At 31.7% G+C, this 19378-nt stretch carries 19 protein-coding genes; 6 read left to right on the forward strand and 13 right to left on the reverse strand.

Annotated features, from left to right (window positions below; genetic code table 11):
- Together RT99_RS22975 and RT99_RS22980 are read left to right on the forward strand one after the other, a co-directional pair.
- Nucleotides 1-1020 carry a glycosyltransferase family 2 protein gene (locus RT99_RS22975; protein ID WP_042567055.1) on the forward strand — a complete coding sequence of 340 codons (1020 nt, stop codon included), beginning with the start codon at nt 1-3 and terminating at the stop codon, nt 1018-1020.
- Between the two features lie 34 nt (nt 1021-1054).
- Complete coding sequence (locus tag RT99_RS22980; protein ID WP_042567056.1) at nt 1055-1888, forward strand: OmpA family protein; 834 nt, start codon at nt 1055-1057, stop codon at nt 1886-1888.
- Nucleotides 1889-2077: 189 nt separating this feature from the next.
- Here the strand turns inward: RT99_RS22980 and RT99_RS22985 are convergent, their stop codons facing one another.
- Together RT99_RS22985 and RT99_RS22990 are read right to left on the reverse strand one after the other, a co-directional pair.
- The gene (locus RT99_RS22985; RefSeq protein ID WP_042567057.1) at nt 2078-2698 is read right to left on the reverse strand and encodes an L-threonylcarbamoyladenylate synthase; all 621 of its coding nucleotides are present in this window, start codon (nt 2696-2698) and stop codon (nt 2078-2080) included.
- Between the two features lie 209 nt (nt 2699-2907).
- Complete coding sequence (locus RT99_RS22990; RefSeq protein WP_042567058.1) at nt 2908-5244, reverse strand: ATP-dependent helicase; 2337 nt, start codon at nt 5242-5244, stop codon at nt 2908-2910.
- A gap of 325 nt (nt 5245-5569) precedes the next feature.
- Between RT99_RS22990 and RT99_RS22995 the strand changes: the two genes are divergently transcribed.
- Complete coding sequence (locus tag RT99_RS22995; RefSeq protein WP_042567059.1) at nt 5570-5857, forward strand: type II toxin-antitoxin system RelE/ParE family toxin; 288 nt, start codon at nt 5570-5572, stop codon at nt 5855-5857.
- Here the strand turns inward: RT99_RS22995 and RT99_RS23000 are convergent.
- Nucleotides 5834-6133 (reverse strand): hypothetical protein, encoded by a 300-nt coding sequence (locus tag RT99_RS23000; RefSeq protein ID WP_042567060.1) that lies wholly within the window; start codon nt 6131-6133, stop codon nt 5834-5836. The two genes, RT99_RS22995 and RT99_RS23000, sit on opposite strands and share 24 nt — an antisense overlap.
- A 94-nt stretch (nt 6134-6227) precedes the next feature.
- Nucleotides 6228-6995: a TSUP family transporter gene (locus RT99_RS23005; protein ID WP_042567061.1), complete on the reverse strand. Its 768-nt coding sequence runs from the start codon at nt 6993-6995 to the stop codon at nt 6228-6230.
- A 124-nt stretch (nt 6996-7119) separates the two neighbouring features.
- On the opposite strand from RT99_RS23005, the gene RT99_RS23010 reads away from it, so the two are divergent.
- The gene (locus RT99_RS23010; RefSeq protein WP_042567062.1) at nt 7120-7641 is read left to right on the forward strand and encodes a hypothetical protein; all 522 of its coding nucleotides are present in this window, start codon (nt 7120-7122) and stop codon (nt 7639-7641) included.
- Between the two features lie 10 nt (nt 7642-7651).
- Here RT99_RS23010 and RT99_RS23015 read toward each other — a convergent pair whose 3' ends face one another.
- The 3 genes from RT99_RS23015 to RT99_RS23025 all read right to left on the reverse strand — a co-directional run bounded on the left by RT99_RS23015 (nt 7652) and on the right by RT99_RS23025 (nt 11217).
- Nucleotides 7652-8098, reverse strand: a complete 447-nt coding sequence (locus tag RT99_RS23015; RefSeq protein ID WP_042567063.1) for a hypothetical protein — start codon at nt 8096-8098, stop codon at nt 7652-7654.
- 16 nt (nt 8099-8114) lie between these two features.
- Complete coding sequence (locus RT99_RS23020; RefSeq protein WP_042567064.1) at nt 8115-9014, reverse strand: patatin family protein; 900 nt, start codon at nt 9012-9014, stop codon at nt 8115-8117.
- 142 nt (nt 9015-9156) lie between these two features.
- Nucleotides 9157-11217: a M1 family metallopeptidase gene (locus RT99_RS23025; protein ID WP_042567065.1), complete on the reverse strand. Its 2061-nt coding sequence runs from the start codon at nt 11215-11217 to the stop codon at nt 9157-9159.
- 67 nt (nt 11218-11284) lie between these two features.
- Here RT99_RS23025 and RT99_RS23030 point away from each other — a divergent pair, with 67 nt between their 5' ends.
- The gene (locus tag RT99_RS23030) at nt 11285-12058 is read left to right on the forward strand and encodes a diphthine--ammonia ligase (RefSeq protein ID WP_042567229.1); all 774 of its coding nucleotides are present in this window, start codon (nt 11285-11287) and stop codon (nt 12056-12058) included.
- A 63-nt stretch (nt 12059-12121) separates the two neighbouring features.
- Here the strand turns inward: RT99_RS23030 and RT99_RS23035 are convergent, their stop codons facing one another.
- Entirely contained in the window at nt 12122-12664 is a 543-nt protein-coding gene (locus RT99_RS23035) for a DUF1697 domain-containing protein (RefSeq protein ID WP_042567066.1), read from the reverse strand.
- 122 nt (nt 12665-12786) lie between these two features.
- The gene (locus RT99_RS23040; protein WP_165587225.1) at nt 12787-13674 is read right to left on the reverse strand and encodes a M23 family metallopeptidase; all 888 of its coding nucleotides are present in this window, start codon (nt 13672-13674) and stop codon (nt 12787-12789) included.
- A gap of 269 nt (nt 13675-13943) precedes the next feature.
- On the opposite strand from RT99_RS23040, the gene recG reads away from it, so the two are divergent.
- Nucleotides 13944-16052 (forward strand): ATP-dependent DNA helicase RecG, encoded by a 2109-nt coding sequence (gene recG, locus RT99_RS23045; protein ID WP_042567067.1) that lies wholly within the window; start codon nt 13944-13946, stop codon nt 16050-16052.
- A gap of 275 nt (nt 16053-16327) precedes the next feature.
- Here recG and RT99_RS23050 read toward each other — a convergent pair whose 3' ends face one another.
- The 4 genes from RT99_RS23050 to RT99_RS23065 all read right to left on the reverse strand — a co-directional run bounded on the left by RT99_RS23050 (nt 16328) and on the right by RT99_RS23065 (nt 18868).
- Nucleotides 16328-16927, reverse strand: a complete 600-nt coding sequence (locus tag RT99_RS23050) for a PAS domain-containing protein (protein ID WP_042567068.1) — start codon at nt 16925-16927, stop codon at nt 16328-16330.
- A gap of 68 nt (nt 16928-16995) precedes the next feature.
- Nucleotides 16996-17328: a hypothetical protein gene (locus RT99_RS23055; protein ID WP_042567069.1), complete on the reverse strand. Its 333-nt coding sequence runs from the start codon at nt 17326-17328 to the stop codon at nt 16996-16998.
- A gap of 59 nt (nt 17329-17387) precedes the next feature.
- Entirely contained in the window at nt 17388-18242 is an 855-nt protein-coding gene (locus RT99_RS23060) for a hypothetical protein (RefSeq protein ID WP_042567070.1), read from the reverse strand.
- Nucleotides 18243-18271: 29 nt separating this feature from the next.
- The gene (locus RT99_RS23065; protein WP_042567071.1) at nt 18272-18868 is read right to left on the reverse strand and encodes a redoxin domain-containing protein; all 597 of its coding nucleotides are present in this window, start codon (nt 18866-18868) and stop codon (nt 18272-18274) included.
- Nucleotides 18869-19378: the final 510 nt, after the last annotated feature.

Raw genomic sequence — 19378 nt, forward strand, 5'->3', positions numbered from 1 at the left:
TTGGATAAAATAGCTGTTGTCATTTTAAATTGGAACGGAGTTAAATTGTTGGAACAATTTTTACCTTCAATAATTCAATTTTCAGAGGAAGCCACTATATATGTTGCAGATAATGCTTCTACAGATAATTCGATAGATTTTGTCAGGCAAAATTTTCCAACAATAAAAATCATAAAAAACAGCGGTAATCACGGTTTTGCAAAAGGCTACAATGATGCCCTGAAAGAGGTAAATGCAGAAATTTATGCCTTAGTTAATTCTGATATTGAAGTAACAGAAAATTGGCTAAAACCTATTATCCATACATTTGATTCTGAAAACCAAACTGCCATAATTCAACCTAAAATTCTGGATTTTAAAAACAAGGAATACTTTGAATATGCGGGTGCAGCAGGTGGTTTTATAGATAAATATGGTTTTCCATTTTGTCGCGGAAGAATTTTTGATACACTAGAGAAAGACAACGGTCAATACGATGATAATTGTGAATTATTCTGGGCATCCGGAGCTTGTTTTTTTATCAGAAAAGAGGTCTATGACGAATTAAAAGGATTTGATGAAACTTTTTTTGCACATCAGGAAGAAATTGATTTATGCTGGCGCGCTGCAAATGAAGGTCATATAATTAAATACAACTCACAATCAGTTGTTTATCATGTTGGAGGTGCTACATTACAACAAGGAAACCCTAAAAAAACATTTTTGAATTTCAGAAATTCACTATTGATGTTAGTCAAAAATTTACCTAAAAAAGGTTTATTTTTTGTAATTTTCTTCCGAATGATTTTGGATGGTATTGCCGGCATCCGTTTTCTTACGCAAGGAAAACTTAAACATACTTTTGCTATTTTAAAAGCGCATTTTTCATTTTATTGTATATCTTTAAAATATTTACGCGAGCGAAAAGATTTTCAGATACAGCAATACTATACCGTAAAAAGTATCGTTTACTTATATTACATTAAGAAATTGACTGTATTTAAGGAAATCTTTAACAGTAATCAAAATATTAAAAACTAAATTTGTAATCAACGTTTAATTAAATATAATACCTATGAGAAAAATAGTTATCGCACTATCAGTATTAATGGCCTTAACTTCGTGTGTATCGAAAAAGGAATATGCGGCGCTTGAAGCTAAACAAAAAGAGACACAAGATTTATTAAACTCTTGCACAGTTAAATTAAATTCTTGTCTAGAAGAAAAAGCAGGATTAGCAGCAACAGCTGAAAGTTATAAAGCACACAATCAAGACTTAATTAACAGCTCGAAAGATTTAACAGTTTTAACTACAAAAGGTGCTGAAAACCTTGAAAAATCTTTAGAAAGCTTAAAAGAAAAAGATTTAAAAATCTCTAGACTTCAAGATGCACTTACTAAAAAAGACAGTGTAACTTTAGCATTAGTTACAAGTTTAAAAGGTGCAGTTGGAATCAACGATCCGGATATCGAAATCAATGTTGAAAAAGGAGTTGTATTCATCTCTATCGCTGATAAATTGTTATTTAAAAGTGGAAGTTATGACGTAACTGATGCAGCAAAAGGCGTTTTAGCTAAAGTTGCAAAAGTTGTAAACGACAAACCTGATTTTGAATGTATGGTTGAAGGTCACACAGATAACGTTCCTTACAAAAGCAACGGTGTTTTGTTAGACAACTGGGATTTAAGTGTTAAACGTTCTACTTCTATCGTTCGTGTATTAACAAATGACCTTGGTGTTAACCCTGCAAAATTAATTGCTGCTGGTAGAAGTTCATACATTCCATTAGTTGCAAACGATACTCCTGAAAACAAAGCACGTAACAGAAGAACTCGTATTGTTGTTATGCCAAAAATCGATCAATTCTACGATATGATTGAAAAAGAAATGAAAAAACAAGCTAAATAATCTGGCTTTTCATTTTATAGAATATACAAAAAGCAGGTCAATTGACCTGCTTTTATTTTACTCTTAACTTTTTTTAATAACCAATTAAATGTTAATTAAGAATAGCATTATTTTTAAATTAACTAACTAAATTTAACTATCCTAAAATTAGTTAAATATTTTAAATAATTATACTATTTCAGTATTTTTTTACAAAATATCGATATCACCCTTTCCTTCTCTTACAATAACGGGTTCATGTTCGGATAAATCTATAATTGTCGAACCAACATTATCCCCATAACCACCATCAATTACCATATCAACAAGATTTTGCCACTTCTCAAAAATTAACTCCGGATCTGTTGTATATTCAATTACATCATCTTCATCACGAATAGAAGTCGAAACAATTGGATTTCCTAATTGGCGAACAATTTCTAAAGCAATATTATTATCAGGAACACGAATACCAACAGTAGTTTTCTTTTTAAATTCTTTTGGTAAATTATTATTACCGGGTAAAATAAATGTATAAGGTCCAGGCAAAGCTCTTTTTAGAATTTTAAAAGTAGAAGTATCAATCTGACGCACATAATCTGATAAATTACTCAAGTCATGACAAATGAATGAAAAATTTGCTTTTTCTAACTTCACTCCTTTAATTTTTGCGATTTTCTCCAAAGCACGAGAATTGGTAATATCGCAGCCCAAACCGTAAACAGTATCTGTTGGATAAATTACCAAACCTCCATTTTTAAGCACTTTTACAACTTTTGCAATTGCAGCTTCACTAGGTTTATCAGGATATATTTTTATAAATTCGGCCATTTTTAAGTTTGTTTAAAATTTAATTTTGTTTCAGGTTCCAAGTTTATTCAAGTCAGTTTAACCGCAAAGTCGCCTAAGTTTTATGCAATAAACGCAAAGCTTTGTGAACTTTAAAGTAAACACACCTTAATTTATTTGCGGAACTTTGCGTAAATCTTTGCGGTTAAATTTATGTTCAAAGTCAAGCAACCTGAAACTTGAAACTTTTTTTATCCTATAACATCCAATTTAGCAAATCGCAGCAATAGCTTTTTAATTCCGCCAACCTCAAATTTTATTTCAGCTTTTTTATCAGCTCCAACACCTTCAAGATTAACAACTTCACCTTTGCCAAAACGTTCATGCATAACAACATTTCCAACCGTTAATTTACTGTCGAATAAATTTGCACCGGTAGAAGTTGGCGCATTTCCAGCAACAGGTTTTAGTTTTCGAATATTCAAATCCGGTTTTGGTTCGTTATCCGTAATGTGTTTTGGCGGAGTTCCTCCAACCGGTTTTGCCAATCGTAATTTTGATTTATCAACATCACCAAAAATATCACCGTCAATCATTGGTTTATAACGATAATTACTTTCTGCAGGCGTTAAGTATTCTAAATATTGCGGATCAATTTCTTCAATAAAACGAGATGGTTCGCTGTCTGTCAGTTTTCCCCAACGATAACGAGATTGTGCGTAAGTTAAATACGCCTGATGTTCTGCACGGGTCAAAGCTACATAAAACAAACGACGTTCTTCTTCCAATTCACTTCTGGTACTCATACTCATCGCACTCGGAAACAAATCTTCTTCCATACCCACTACAAATACATGTGGAAATTCAAGTCCTTTTGCCAGGTGAATTGTCATCAAAGCCACACGATCTTCATCAGAAGTATCTTTATCTAAATCAGTAGCAAGTGCCACATCTTCCATAAATTCAGAAAGTGCTCCTCTTGCTCCGTCAATTTCTCTTTGTCCTTCAGTAAAATCTTTTATACCATTTAAAAGTTCTTCGATATTCTGAATTTTTGCCATTCCTTCCGGCGTAGCATCTTTTTTTAATTCCTGTACCAGACCTGTTTTTTTAGCCACATGATCTGTAATATAAAAAGCATCCTGATTTTCATTGATTACCTGAAAACTCTGAATCATTGTCACAAAATCATTCAATTTATTCTTTGTTCCGGTGTTCAGTTTCAAATCAATTTTATCAATATTCACCATTACTTCCCAAATCGAGCGTTTGTAATGATTGGCGGCAATAGTTAGTTTTTCAACAGTTGTGTCTCCAATTCCACGCGCCGGATAATTGATCACACGAATCAACGCTTCTTCATCTTTCGGATTAATTATCAAACGCAGATAGCACAAAACATCCTTGATTTCTTTACGTTGATAAAAAGACAATCCGCCATAAATCCTATACGGAATATCACGTTTTCTTAAAGCATCTTCCATCGCACGCGACTGAGCATTAGTACGATATAAAATTGCAAAAGCTCCGTTATGAAGCTGATTTTGCATTTTCTGTTCAAAAATGGTACTCGCTACAAAACGTCCTTCCTCGGCATCAGTCAAACTACGATGAACTTTGATTTTTGCTCCAAAATCATTCGCCGTCCAAACTACTTTATCCAGTTTGGTTTTATTATGCTCCATGATAGTGTTTGCCGCTTCAACGATATTTCGGGTTGAGCGGTAATTTTGTTCCAAACGAAACATTACAACACCTTCATAATCCTTTTGAAAATTCAGGATATTATTAATGTTCGCGCCGCGGAAAGCATAAATACTCTGGGCATCATCCCCAACCACACAAATATTCTGAAATTTATCTGATAAAGCCCTAACAATCAAATACTGAGAATGATTTGTATCCTGGTACTCATCAACCAAAATATAACGGAAACGATTTTGATATTTCGCCAAAACTTCCGGAAAACGAGTAAGCAATTCATTGGTTTTCAATAATAAATCATCAAAATCCATTGCACCGGCTTTAAAACAGCGCTCTACATATTGCTGGTAAATCTCACCCAATCTTGGTCTTTTTGCCATTGCATCGGCTTCAACAAGTTCAGGATTATTAAAATAGGCTTTTACCGTAATCAAGCTGTTTTTATAACTCGAAATTCGGCCTAAAATCTGTTTTGGTTTATAAATATCACGATCCAGCTGCATTTCCTTAATAATCGAAGAAATAAGTCTCGCCGAATCCTGTGAATCGTAAATTGTAAAATTGGAAGGATAACCCAAATGATCTGACTCTGAGCGCAGTATACGGGCAAAAATCGAGTGAAAAGTTCCCATCCATAAGTTCTTAGCCTCAGTTGCACCCACAATATCCGAAATCCTGTGTTTCATTTCACGGGCTGCTTTATTCGTAAAAGTAAGTGATAAAATGTTGAATGCATCAACACCCTGCGCCATTAAATAAGCAATTCTAATTGTTAAAACACGGGTTTTTCCAGATCCTGCACCAGCAATAATAATCATTGGCCCATCTTTCTTTAAAACGGGTTCTCGTTGCGCTTCGTTGAGCTGGTCAATATATTTTTGCATGAAATTTTTCTCCTTTTAATGCAAAAATAAGAATTAAAAAAGAAAGTTCCTAAGATGTAAATGAAAGGTTCTAAGATGCTAAAGTTCTGAGTTGCTAAGTTTTTTTTCTTAAGATTCTGAGTTCTGGAATGCTATTTTTTTTATTCCGAAGCAGAACAATAGGCATTTTAATAAACATAGTTCCCGCTTTCGGCTATATCTCTCCGTTTCACTGCGAGGATACCGTCTCTATCGGGGCTAAGTTCAAACAATTAGTTTTTAAATTTGAAAGAAAAATCTGTAATATTAAAATAATTCTATATTTGCAAAACTTACGAAATGAAAAATGAAAATAGAAATTACAAAAATCGCTGAAGAAACTTATTCTGAAATAATTAATAAATACTCTGAAACTAAAGCAGCTTCTTTTTCTGAAAAAACCATTTCAACTTTGCATATGATTGAACAAAACAGTCAAATTGGCTCTAAATATAAAAAAACTACCTATAGAAAATTCTTAATATCAAGCCAAGTCTATTTATTTTACAAAATCGAACTTCAAATAATTTATATTGTACTTTTTTGGGATAATAAAAGAAATCCAATAAATTTAGATATTATACTTAGTTCTTAGTTTTTCTTTAAAATCTGAGAAATCTATTGTTCTTCCTGCTTTAATATCTTCTTCACTTTTTTCAAGCTGTTGAATCAAAATTTCTTCAGGAAATAACAATGCTGTAATTAGCTTTACCTCTTGATGTGTGAAATTTTTAGATTTTAGTTTTCGATAGTATGTAGCATGTTTCAACCCAAGTTTTTGAATAAAAAAATCAGCTTTATAGTAAGATTTATTTATAAGTTCAGGTAGACTATTAATGTAATTCTCGTAATTTTCAACTATTTCTATCATTTTATGATACTTAAAATTGCTATTATCTAGCAAATATAATTTAATTAAATGATATTAAATACTAAAAAACTTTTAAACTTACGCATTCACAAGCTTATTTAAAAAACACATCATAAGCAAAACGTATCAAAGTCCCAATTACCACAACTAAAAAGAAGATTCTAATAAAACTATTTCCTTTATTAATGGCTAGTTTTGCACCAAGCCAACCGCCAAGTCCATTGCTAATTGCCATCGGAATTGCTATTGACCAAATGATTTTACCTTTTATCATAAACAAGCAAATTGAACCAAAATTAGTCGCCAGATTCACCATTTTGGCATTCGCAGAAGCATGCAGAAAGTCAAAGCCCAATAACGCGATAAAAGCAACTACAAAAAAACTTCCTGTTCCGGGACCAATAAAGCCATCATAAAAACCAACAATTACACTAATTACAACTGCATAAATTATCTGAGTTATTGCCGAATGGTCTTTTTCAACATGCTGACCAAAATTTTTCTTTGCATAAGTGTAAACAAACAATAATGACAAAACGACAAGTAATAATGGTTTCATAAAATCATTGCTTACCATCGTTAAAATCGTAGAACCTAAAAACGCAGATGGAACCGCCAAACACATCATTATCAAAAGCAACTTCCATTGAATCACTACTTTTTTCAAATATTGAAAAGCTGCAAAAGCAGTTCCGGTAAAAGCAGGTAATTTTAAAGTTCCAATAACGGTAGAAACAGGCAAATTAGGTAATAAAATCAATCCCATTGGTGTTTGGATTAATCCGCCGCCGCCTACAATAGCATCAATAAATCCTGCAGCAAAAGCAGCTAAACAAAGTAAAATAATGATGTATGATTCCATTTATATTGGGTTTCAGCAGGTTTAAAGAATTGTGCACAAAAGTAGACTTCCGTTTCATTTATTACAATAAAAAATAATGTTGTTTTCTCATCAAAAAGTATATTTTTGTTGAAAAATTATTCAAATGGATTTTACAAGAATTATAGACTTAGCCAGTTATACTCTACCTGCCATCGTGACAGGATTTGTAGCATACAGTTTTTTTGAATTACATATTAAAAACAACGATAAAAAACGTACCTTTTTATTGAATAAAGAATATCAGAAACAATCTTTGCCGATACGTTTACAGGCTTACGAACGTATGACTTTATATTTAGAGCGTATAAACCTAACAAAATTATTAATTAGAGTTGCGCCAATATCAAACGAAAAACACGATTATGAAAACTTCGTAATCGACCAAATCGAACAAGAATTCGAGCATAATTTAACACAGCAAATTTACATGTCTGATGAATGTTGGACAATCATCACAACAGCTAAAAACTCAACAATTCAAATTATTCGTAAAGCTGCCATGAGCGATCGTGTTGACAGCGCAGATAAATTACGTGAAGTGATTTTAAATGATTTATTAGAGAAACAATCTCCTAGTAATGCTGCTTTGGGATATATTAAGAATGAGGTTTCTGAACTTTGGTAAAAAATAGTTTTTAATTTTTGATGATGCTTATTTTATTTAAAACTGTTTGAATCCAATTTTTATCAGTTTCAGAAATTATAATGGTTTTAAAACCATATTTCTGACCTTCCATTTCAACTCCCATTGAGTCATCTACATGAACATCTATATGAAACATCGGAGGGTATTTTGAACAATGAATATTTGTTGTTCTGATTTTCTTTTGATGTTTCTGTTGATTTATTACAAAATCAACAGGAATTCCATAAGAATAAAAAGTCCATTTTATTCTTAATTCACTTCTATACGAAGTTGTATAAATTAAGATTTCATGTTTTTGCTTTTTTATTTCCTTAAATAAATTTATGGTTCCCTTTCTTATACTTTCAATACCTAAAAATTTCTGAAATAAACTTACTTTTTCTAATTCAAACTTCTTTGAAATTAATGTATCATCAAGATCAAAAGATACTTTCATATTTGTAATTCTTTAATTACCTATTATCACTCATAACCTCAGATTTATTCTGAGCATATTCATAACCTTGCTCCCACCATTCTTTCATCACTTCTTTATTAAAAATAAGCGCATTATCTGTAAGTTTTGTCGGAGTATAATATAAGTTAAGTTTCACATTTTTGTTATTTGCCATAAGTTTTCCTATAGCAATATCGTGTTTCTCTACCTGATCCAGGGCAATTCGGAACAAATCAATCATTAACGAAAACGGGTTTTTTCCAATAACCATTTTATCCATATTCACTTCAGTTTCCAAAATAATTACATCAATTTCTGTGGCTCCACGGTTAATGGCTTCACGAATAGGAACCAAACTGGAAAATCCTCCATCACCATATTCGCAATTGTCCTTTTCAACCAAACTCATAAACGGAACATAATTACTCGAAATCCACGACCAATCACAAAACTCTTCGTAACTACAATCTTTTATAGATTTATATTCTGATTCGTTTTTAGTAAAATTGGTTACGGTAATAATAACATCATTATTTAGTTTTTTCAGCTTATTAAAATCAGTAAGACTAAAATTATTCTTAATATATTTCCTTAAACCTTTGCTTTCGCCAAATGTTCTTTTTCCTTTAAAAAACTGACGCAAAACATTGAAGTGGTTTATCGTTACAATATCAACGCCATCTTTGTTTTTAACTACAAACGGACAAATATTAAAAATACTTGACATGGTAACATTAGTATAAACAGAGTGAATTTTTTTAATATGCCCCAAGGCTAAATGCGGAATCAGCAAACTTCCTGTTGAAGTTCCCAGAAACAAATCATATTCGTGATTTTTTTCTTCTATTAAATATTGTGCAACTCCGCCGGCAAATGCGCCTTTGCTGCCACCACCTGAAATAACCAATGCTCTCATAAATTTAATGTAGGTATTTATTTTGTTTTTGGGCTTTTTTTAGAGAATAGAGTAAAGAATATAGAAAAAAGACTAAAAGCTACACGCAAAAATCTATTTTCTTTGCTCTATTTTCTTTGTTCTATTTTCCATTCTCTTTCTTCTACTCCTTCAACAAACGATTCAATTGAAACTGTTCATCGGGGGTCAAATTAGGTAAAATTCTATCAAATGAAGCACGCATTTCAGGTTTTTTTAATAAAAATCGAATCGTGTCTCTTCCAAATTTCGAAAATTGCCACATATGATGCGTTGTAGAACTAACCAAATTACTGAGAACCTGATCGTTAATTATTTTAAATGCGATTAATTTTTCGAGAGCATTTTGTCGTGTTGTAGCTTCATATTTAGTAGATGAAAACGAAATTAGTTCCGCAATTAAATCTTCTGAATTAGGAGCATAATCAGGAGTTGACAACGCCAGTGAAAGCCACATGGTACGAAGATTATAATCATTAAAACCTATCCATTTTTTTGATTTATCTAAGTAAGCAGTGCGTTGATCCGGAAAATTTTTCCATAACCAATACAAAGCAATTTCCTGCGTTTGATATGATTTATCATTTAATAAAGTTTCATATTCTGATCTAAATTCTTCGGGGATTTTGGTTAAAGTAGTCGCAACAGCCTGTCGAATTTGTATATTATTGGTTTGTAAAGCCAAGAGCAAAAGTTCTTTCTTGGCTTCAAATTTTTCATTTTCTAATTGATCAACAATTGCTTCTTTAACCGCATAATAAACATCTGATTTCAAAGTATTTCTTAAAAAATCCAGCTTTTCTGCTATTGGTGTCTTTTTCAATTTATCAACTTCTAAGCGAATTTGGATTGCTTTATTTTTACTCAACAAAGCATTTGCTGCAGGAGTATCAAAAACAGTAGATTCTAACCAGGTTTTTTGAAACTGAACCAAATCAAAATTCGAAACCTTTTTTATTTCATCAAAGAAATTTTGAGTGTTCACATTTTGATATGCATATTTTTTTAAATAACTTTTTACGGCTTTCTTAAATGCCTTATCACCAATTGATTCATGTAAAACAAATAAAGCCCAGGCACCTTTTTCATAAAAAGTAAGCGAGCTCGCTTTGGCATTTAGAACCGGAATTGTGTCAGTTCTCGAAGCAAATTTTATTTGTTGGGCTGTGTCGTATAATTTCGAGTAAAAATAGTCATCACCATAAATTTCCCTTTCGGCCAAAGCAGCATAATAGGTTGCAAAACCTTCCTGCAGCCAATGATGTGTGCTGCTTTCGGCTGTTATTAAATCTCCAAACCAATGATGTGCCAATTCATGCGCATCAACATTAGTATAATTTCGGTCTTCAAAACCAATTGAATCAACCACATAACGGGTTGCAAAAAGTGTTGTTGTTGTGTTTTCCATTCCCGCATATAGAAAATCGCGAACCGGAATTTCTCTGTAAATTTCCCATGGATAACTGACCCCTATTTCTTTTTCTAAAAAATCAAAAATACGTTTCGAATATCTGTATGTAGGTTCAAAACGGTTTACGTCTTTATTTTCCAGATAATATTCTAACGGAATTTTAGATTTCGCAATCAATTCTTTCTTGTCATATTTTCCAATGGCAAGCATCAATAAATAAGAACTCATTGGATTTTTCATCTGGTATTGCCAATGAACTAAATCTCCGCTTGACGATTTATCTTTCAAAATTCCGTTTGAAACAACCTGATAATCTTTATTATAAGTAATTCCCAGATTAAAAATCAATTTTTCATTTACATCATCAAAGCTCGGAAACCAATTGCTGGTGTATCTTCCCTGCCCTTGTGTCCAGATTTGAACTTCAGCATTTTCGATAGCTACAAAATACAAAGCCTGTTTTGGTTTTACAACATAATCAAAAGTCAGATGATTTTGTCCCTTTTGAAAATTGTAAATAATTTGCAATTGTTTTCCTGTATTAACAAAAATCGCCTCTTTTTGGTTGATTGCAACCTTAGAAAATTCCATATTTTTAGCATCTAATTTTATGGTATCCAAAGGTTTTAGAACCTCAAATTCATAATCTACAGATCCTGAAACAGATTTTTCTTTGGCATCTAATTTCAATTGTCCGTTTACCGATTTAAAATCGACAAATTGGGTTTGTTGTGCAAATATGAAAGTGGTAAATAATAGTAGGATGTATTTCATTGAAAATAAATTGGTGGCAAAATCCCAAAGTTACAAAGGTTTAATCAACAAATCGAATGAAATTTGTATGTTTACGATAGAAAATTTCAACATCGTGTCAAAACAAAAAAAAGCCATATTCAATTGGAGCAGCGGTAAAGATTCTGCACTTACATTATATAAAATACTTCAAAATCCTGAATACAAGATCGAATATCTTTTAACAAGCGTAAACCAACAATTTCAACGAATTTCAATGCATGGCGTTCGGGTCGAATTGTTAGAATCACAATCGAAGAGCATCGGAATTCCATTAAAAATTTTACAGATTCCGGAAATGCCATCCATGGAAGTTTACGAAAATGTAATGACAGAAACTTTAACGGAATTAAAGAACGAAGGAATTACACATTCTGTTTTTGGAGATATTTTTCTTGAAGATTTACGAAAATATCGTGAAAATCAATTGGCTAAAATTGGTTTTAAAGGTGTTTTTCCTATCTGGAAAATTCCAACGCAAAATTTGATACAGGAATTTATTGCTTTGGGATTTAGAACTATTGTAGTTTGCGTAAACGAACGTTATTTAGATAAAAGTTTTGTGGGGCGAATTATCGATCAGGATTTCATCAATAATTTACCCGATAATGTCGATGTATGCGGAGAAAACGGCGAATTCCATACTTTTACTTTTGACGGACCTATTTTTTCAGAACCCATAAATTTTGAAATTGGAGAAATTGTTTATAGAAAATATGAAAAATCCGGAAATGAAGATACTTCAAATACAGCCTGCGATACAAATACAGACGATCCTTTTAATTTTGGATTTTGGTATTGCGATTTGATACCTAAAAACTAAATTAGACAATTAGAAAATGTGTCAATTTGATAATTTTAGAACGCTTTGTAATTATCTCATTTTCTAATTTTCATCATACATTTTAAGCAAATTCGTAACCGTATTCCAATTTCTCATTGTTACTATAACATTCAGTTTTTTCTCAATATATTTACCTTCTAATCTGGTTTTTCCGGCTCCAATTTCATATTTAATAAAAATTCTGTTGCCGTCTATACTTGCTTCATCGGGTTTAAACTGACTGATTTTTAGGTCATTTATATTTTCTTTTTTCAAAACAGTTGATACAAAAGCAACATAGAGTTTTTTAGTATCTATATCTTTTTCTTTAAAAAACGGATTGTTTGCAAAACACAATTCCAAATCTTTTTTCGTAATCACAATCGTAGGAACTTCGTGTCCAAAAATTTTAAAAATTTCCTGCTTAATCATAAATCCCACTTTTGAAGCTTCTTCTTCGCTTTCTACAAAAACATTTCCGGATTGTAGATACGTTCTCACGTTTTGAAAACCAATATTTTCTAACATTGTTTTCAAAGCTTCCATTTTCATCATGTTGTGTCCCGAAACGTTGATTCCGCGCAGAAGTACTAAATGTGTTGTCATTTTTCAAAATTTAAAACTCAAAGATATAGTTTTTAAACTTTGGCAACAATTAAAGAAACAGTTTCACTTTAAAGAATATTTTTTTCTTATAAATTCTTTCTTACCGGTTTTTAAATTCTTTATTAAATATTTTCATTTAAAAAGACGGTATATTCTTTACCGGATTCCAAGCGCTTTCTTCCATCCTGAGTGTAAAAAACAGGTGGAAAATATTGATACGTATTTTTAGCATCAGGTGAAGATTGGTTATTTTGCAAGTTTAAACCATCCTGAGACAGATAAAAAACGTCAAAATCTAATCTATAGCCCTTCTTATTGTATTTTTCGATTATTCCTAATTCAGTTTGTGAATTAACTGTCTGTCCAAGTTCAACAAATATTCCATCTTTTTTTAAACCTTTATACATTGCAAAAGTTCCATCTTCATGTTCTATCACTACTTGATTTCTTCTGGAAGTAAATTGAGCGTCTAAAAGAGAGTTGTCGTTGTATTGATTATCTATCAAAACCACTATACCTTTTCTCATGCTATATATTGTATCCGGCTTATTTGAAGCTACAGCATACGATTTCCAATCTACAGCCTTTTTCAAACCAAAATATTTTTCACCTACAGATTCAGATTCAAATATTTTTATTTTTTTGCCATTTTTGAAAGGAAGTACATAACGAAATAAATTATCAATCTTTGGATTGACAGCTCCTAAAGTTGCAGAATATCGCATCGAATAAGTAATATCCTGATCTTTATTTATTGGCTCAAGTTTCATAATAAATCCTGAATCATCGCTTACTACTTTTTCGTAAGTACTAACATTACAATTACTTAAATTTGAAAATTCAAGCGTTAAGGTATAGCTTCCCGGATTTTTCTTTTCATATAATAAATCAACACTTCTGTCTGAATTTTCTATTGATAAAATAGTAATATTTTGACTTTGAGCTGATAAATTTGAATTTGATAACAAAAAGAATGAAACAATTAGTAAATAAAGAATTTTATTATTCATTTTCATGCAGGTTTAATAGTTAACTTAAAATACAATTAATCCTACAATAATACAATAAAAAAATATAATACAATACTTTTCTTACATTTTTTCTTTGATTATTCGTTTTTAAAATTCCTAATTAAAATCTATCTTCGCTATCCTAAAGAGAAAAGAAAAATGAATATAGAACAAAGAATATAGACAAAAGTCTATACTCTATATTCTTAATTTCTATTTTCTAAAGTCTATCCCGAAGTTTCGGGACTAAAATCTAAGAAGTCTAAAAAATGTCTAATAATCTCCTCGAAACCCCAATCGAATACTTAAAAGGTGTTGGCCCAACCCGTGGTCAGTTGCTTCGTAAGGAATTGAGCATTCATAAATATGGAGATTTGATTAATTTTTTTCCAAATAGATATATTGACAGAACGCGTTATTATAAAATAAATGAGCTGCAAAACACAGGCTCTGAAGTTCAGATTATTGGAAAAATCATCAATATTAAAACGGTTGAATTTGCAAAAAATAAAAAACGTTTAGTTGCCACTTTCGTTGATGATACAGGACAAATTGACCTGAATTGGTTTCAGGGACATAAATGGGTTCGTGAGAGTCTAAAACTAAATGAAGTTTGTGTAATTTTTGGAAAATGTTCTCTTTACGGAAGTCAGTTTAGTATGGCGCATCCGGAAATTGAATTGTTAAGCGAGCACGAAAAAAGTCTTCGTTCGGCTATGCAGCCTGTTTATCCTTCAACAGAAACGCTGACAAATCGCGGAATTTCGAACCGAACGATCAATAAATTAATGCAGCAATTGTTTATTGAAACTCAGGCATTATTTTCTGAAACATTTCCAGCTTATTTAATCGAAGAATTAAAACTGATTTCAAAAAAAGCCGCTTTATTCAATATTCATTTTCCAAAAAGTACTGAGGCTTTAGCGAAAGCCCAATTTCGATTGAAATTTGAAGAATTGTTTTTTATTCAACTGCAATTAATCACAAAAAATCTCATTAGAAAACATAAAATAAAGGGACATCCGTTTACTAAAGTTGGTGAATTTTTTAATGAATTCTACCAGAATCATTTGCCTTTTGAACTTACAAATGCACAAAAACGTGTGGTTAAGGAAATCCGTTCTGATATGGGAAGTAATGCCCAAATGAACCGATTATTACAGGGTGATGTAGGTTCCGGAAAAACAATTGTGGCATTTTTAAGCATGCTTTTGGCAATCGATAACGGGTTTCAGGCTTGTTTGATGGCACCAACAGAAATACTTGCCAATCAGCATTTTATTGGTTTATCAGAATTGGCTGCAACTTTAAACCTTAATATAAAAATATTAACAGGTTCAACCAAAACTGCAGCCCGAAGAATAATTCACGAAGAGCTTGAAAACGGCAGTTTACATATTTTGATTGGAACGCATGCTTTATTGGAAGATAAAGTAAAATTCAAAAATTTAGGTTTGGCCGTAATTGATGAACAGCATCGTTTTGGAGTTGAGCAGCGTTCTAAACTGTGGAAGAAAAATGATATTCCGCCACACGTTTTGGTGATGACTGCCACGCCTATTCCCAGAACTTTGGCAATGAGCTTATATGGCGATCTGGATATTTCTGTTATTGATGAATTGCCTCCCGGCAGAAAACCAATTCAGACGGTTCATCGATTTGACAGTAACCGATTGAAAGTATGGAAATTCCTGAAAGATGAAATTGCAAAAGGAAGACAAATTTACATTGTTTATCCGCTAATTCAGGAATCAGAAAAAATGGATTTTAAAGATTTGATGGATGGCTACGAAAGCATTTCACGTGATTTTCCGCTTCCTCAATATTCAATTTCAATCTTGCACGGAAAAATGAAACCTGCGGATAAGGATGCCGAAATGAAACGTTTTTCTGAAGGGAAAACCAATATTATGGTCGCAACGACTGTGATTGAAGTTGGTGTAAATGTACCCAACGCCAGTGTTATGATTATCGAAAGTGCCGAACGTTTTGGTTTGTCTCAGCTTCACCAGCTGCGTGGCCGCGTGGGTCGTGGCGCCGAACAGAGTTATTGTATTTTGATGACAAGCCATAAATTAAGTGCCGACAGTAAAACGAGAATGGAAACAATGGTGCAAACCAACGATGGTTTTGAAATTGCCGAAGTCGATCTTAAACTTCGCGGTCCGGGAGATTTAATGGGAACTCAGCAAAGCGGTGTTTTAAATCTGCAAATTGCTGATATTGTTCGTGATCGTGATATTTTGGCACTAGCCAGAAATTATGCCATGATGGTTTTAAAAAATGACGCACCACTCCAAAAACCCGAACATGCAACCCTAAAAGCTGTTTTTATAGAATTAACGAAGAAGAAAAATATTTGGAATTATATTAGTTAAGAGACTAAGTCTCTAAGTTGCTAAGCTTCTAAGTTTTTTAAATTCCAAATTCAATTTTTAACATCTTTGTCTTTTTTAATATTACAACTCTGAACCTAAGAATCTTAGAATCTTAGAGCCTTAGAATCTTCAAGAAAAAAATACTTCACTGTATCAAACATTCATTTACCACATGGTGACTGATTTAAATTTGTTGGGGAGCAAATTTGAAGTTGAATAATTTATCGATACAATGAAGTACACCGTCATGTTTTAATCTTCAAAATAATTTACTATTATTTTTTTGTGTTTTTCTTTTCAAAAAAACCATTAAAAAAGCCTTTGCTTACTTTGTTTTTGTCGTCTTTGCCTGTTGCAACCAGATGATCCACATACTCCATGTATGTTTTTTTGCGTTCTTCAAGAAAACCAGTCAAATAATCTTCAGAAGCCCCTATTCCGCTAACTTCTTCAATATGTATTAGTTTTTTGTACAAAGGTTCTATAAATTTAATGATAATAGTTTCGGGTACCGATTTTCTGGTTCCAAAATATCCAACAATTTCGCCATCTTCATCGGCAATGATTTTAAAATCGGTAATTACCCAGTAGTATCTGCCTGTTTTAGACATATTTTTGATAATTGCATGAATATTTTTGCCTGATTTAATACTATCCCATAAAAATTTGAAAATCACTTTTGGCATATCCGGGTGACGTATAACGTTGTGCGGCTGTCCGATCAGCTCAAATTCATCATAACCAGAAACGTCGATAAAAGCTTCATTGGCATATAAAATGGTTCCTTTTGTATCTGTTTTACTTAGTAACACTTTAGTTTTATTCCAATCAACTTCTCTATCAGATGGAGTTGGGCGAGTAATTCTGGTATCCATAAATCTTGTGTTTAAAATTAATATGTACTTACGTTTTTACGTATAAATGATATTTCTTACGTTTTATTTTAATTAAGTTCTTCTTCTAAAATCTTTAATAAGTCTTTGATTTTTTTAAAAACAGATTCCAGTTCATCTTCCAGCCAGTCTGGCAAAGTATCATCATTTACAGATTTTAAATGCTGAATGTCGTTTGCTATCTGAATGATTTTTTTATACTGAAAATCTAATTTTTTTGCATTTGGATTATCCTGGTTTTCATCAAAAATTTTAGTAACTTCTTTACCAAAATCAGTTTTAAATTCTGTTTTTGACGAAACATCATTTTTTAAGAAAACATCAAAAGAGTTTTTTAAGTCTGTCAGCATAGTATTTGCCGATTCAAAATCGTGTTTGGACATAAAATAAGATTAAGTTAAAATTGATTTGGAAATCGTCGAAGTATTGAAACTACTCAATTTTAACCTCTGCTATTGGTTGATTTTACGTGAATATCATTCACCAAATCATCAATTTTTTTGGCACTGTCTCTCATCATTTCCAAGTAGCTCAGCAATTGGTCATTGTCAGTATGTCCTTTAGAAACATCAATTAATTTTAATACAGAACTTACCGGAAGTTTTAAATCTAAAGTAGTTCTATGAACAAAATCATTGTATTCTTTAGTTGCAGAAAGTGAGCTGTATTTTGCCGAAGCCAATTTGATGTTTTCCAATTCGTATTCGTCAGATATTTTAGAAATATGATTCTGGCTGTGTTCTTTAAAATAATAAGCCCAATAACCGTTCATAAAAAATACTACGGCCGCCAATATCACGTGAATAATTAACGTCTCCACATCAAAATTTACCTGCGAAAAATAAATTTGTAAACCGTTTGGATCCTGGTAAACAAAATTCTGCATATAAGCCAAACCTGCGTGATGTATTACAACCAAAAGCGTAAGCGGAATTTGTAATTTCCAGTTTTGATAAATAATAAGAATCGTACTGGCAATAAATACTGTAAAATGCATTTCAAACAAACCATGCATCTGGTAAATGTATTGTGCCATAAAAATAGCCAGCACAACTGATAAAACATACTGGTAAAAGTTTGATTTTTTAAGTAAAAGTTTTGCAGAATAATACATCAACAAATTTAATGTACCAACTCCTACGCCAATTTCAAAGGTGTCGTATTTAAAGGAAAGGCCAATTCCCAGAAAGAAATAGGCTGCAAGAACATAATTGATAATAGTATCAGACTTTTGCGTCATTGTTGACATAAAACTGTGCAAATAATCCTGTTCGTTTAAACTGGCTTTTGTTTTCATAATTTTGGTAATTTTGGTTAAGGTTAGATTTATTTAGAACATTTTGGTAATGAACATCCGTAAGCTCTTAGAGCTAAAGCATCAAATGATGGAGTTTTGGTTTGCTTTAATAATGATTCTAATGCCATTTGGGCATAATTACTGTCCGCATTAGTGCAATATCTTGTTTTATTGTAGTTTCCGCGATAATACAAATTATGCGACGGATCAACGATAACGGCTTGCGGAGTCGAGAAAACGCCACAATTTTCGGCAATCTCTTTGTCAAAATAGACAGGGATTTTGGCATCAAACTTCTTCTGAATTTCTTCTATGGTAAAATTCTTTTTTTTATTCAGTACAACAATTTTAAAATTAATCCGGTCTCCGTACTTTTTAATCAATCCACTTACATGCGGAATATTAAATCGGGAACATGGACAATCTGGATTAAAAAAATGAATAAAAACAGGTCTGTTATCAGTGATACAGCATTTTAAGTCGACTTTATTTCCTATTGCTATCTGGTGGAAATTTTGAGGAATTGGTGTGGGCAAAGTATACTTTATTTCATTCTGCCAAAACAAAAATGAAATAGCACAAAACAATAACGAAATCCATAAACCAACGAGTATTTTTCTTCTCATAAATGGGTAGTTTTTTTCTCTAAAAAGCAAACAATTAATAAACACTTGTTAATTAAATAGTTTTAAAAAATCAGTTTTTTAACTTAAATTTAGATAAAAAACTTACATAATTTAACAATTAACCACCGAAAACATTAATATTCTCACAAAAAACTACCATTTTGTTTAAGCTTATCAATGTTACAAATAAAAACGATAAACTGCAAAATAAATCATACAAAATGCAAAAAAAATATTTGTTTAGAATTATTATAAACCATTCACAAAACCTAATCATTTGATTATAAATATTTTAAATATTTACTATCCAGAAATTGTTAACTTTAACAGAAAAAAAATCAAATTCAGTTTAAACCTTTTATCAAAAAACCAGTCTAAAGGCAAAAGTTTGCCCAAATAATCTATTAAACAGCTGTTTAAATTTATTGTTAAATAAAAGCTAACGCCTTTTGATTTCAATACAAAAAGTTAAATTTGCGAGCTACTAAAAACACCAAAAAAATATCTTTA

It is taken from the genome of Flavobacterium sp. MEB061, assembly GCF_000834715.1.
Lineage (GTDB): Bacteria > Bacteroidota > Bacteroidia > Flavobacteriales > Flavobacteriaceae > Flavobacterium > Flavobacterium pectinovorum.

Bases quoted from the DNA above. Each gene is read 5' to 3' on its own strand.
- RT99_RS23010 (WP_042567062.1), top strand. From the start codon at position 7,120: ATGGATTTTACAAGAATTATAGACTTAGCCAGTTATACTCTACCTGCC.
- RT99_RS23060 (WP_042567070.1), bottom strand. From the start codon at position 18,242: ATGAAAACAAAAGCCAGTTTAAACGAACAGGATTATTTGCACAGTTTT.
- RT99_RS23030 (WP_042567229.1), top strand. From the start codon at position 11,285: ATGTTTACGATAGAAAATTTCAACATCGTGTCAAAACAAAAAAAAGCC.
- RT99_RS23040 (WP_165587225.1), bottom strand. From the start codon at position 13,674: ATGAATAATAAAATTCTTTATTTACTAATTGTTTCATTCTTTTTGTTA.
- RT99_RS23000 (WP_042567060.1), bottom strand. From the start codon at position 6,133: ATGATAGAAATAGTTGAAAATTACGAGAATTACATTAATAGTCTACCT.
- RT99_RS23025 (WP_042567065.1), bottom strand. From the start codon at position 11,217: ATGAAATACATCCTACTATTATTTACCACTTTCATATTTGCACAACAA.
- RT99_RS23050 (WP_042567068.1), bottom strand. From the start codon at position 16,927: ATGGATACCAGAATTACTCGCCCAACTCCATCTGATAGAGAAGTTGAT.
- RT99_RS23005 (WP_042567061.1), bottom strand. From the start codon at position 6,995: ATGGAATCATACATCATTATTTTACTTTGTTTAGCTGCTTTTGCTGCA.
- RT99_RS23065 (WP_042567071.1), bottom strand. From the start codon at position 18,868: ATGAGAAGAAAAATACTCGTTGGTTTATGGATTTCGTTATTGTTTTGT.
- RT99_RS23035 (WP_042567066.1), bottom strand. From the start codon at position 12,664: ATGACAACACATTTAGTACTTCTGCGCGGAATCAACGTTTCGGGACAC.
- RT99_RS23015 (WP_042567063.1), bottom strand. From the start codon at position 8,098: ATGAAAGTATCTTTTGATCTTGATGATACATTAATTTCAAAGAAGTTT.
- RT99_RS23020 (WP_042567064.1), bottom strand. From the start codon at position 9,014: ATGAGAGCATTGGTTATTTCAGGTGGTGGCAGCAAAGGCGCATTTGCC.
- RT99_RS22980 (WP_042567056.1), top strand. From the start codon at position 1,055: ATGAGAAAAATAGTTATCGCACTATCAGTATTAATGGCCTTAACTTCG.
- RT99_RS22990 (WP_042567058.1), bottom strand. From the start codon at position 5,244: ATGCAAAAATATATTGACCAGCTCAACGAAGCGCAACGAGAACCCGTT.
- RT99_RS22995 (WP_042567059.1), top strand. From the start codon at position 5,570: ATGAAAATAGAAATTACAAAAATCGCTGAAGAAACTTATTCTGAAATA.
- recG (WP_042567067.1), top strand. From the start codon at position 13,944: ATGTCTAATAATCTCCTCGAAACCCCAATCGAATACTTAAAAGGTGTT.
- RT99_RS22985 (WP_042567057.1), bottom strand. From the start codon at position 2,698: ATGGCCGAATTTATAAAAATATATCCTGATAAACCTAGTGAAGCTGCA.
- RT99_RS23055 (WP_042567069.1), bottom strand. From the start codon at position 17,328: ATGTCCAAACACGATTTTGAATCGGCAAATACTATGCTGACAGACTTA.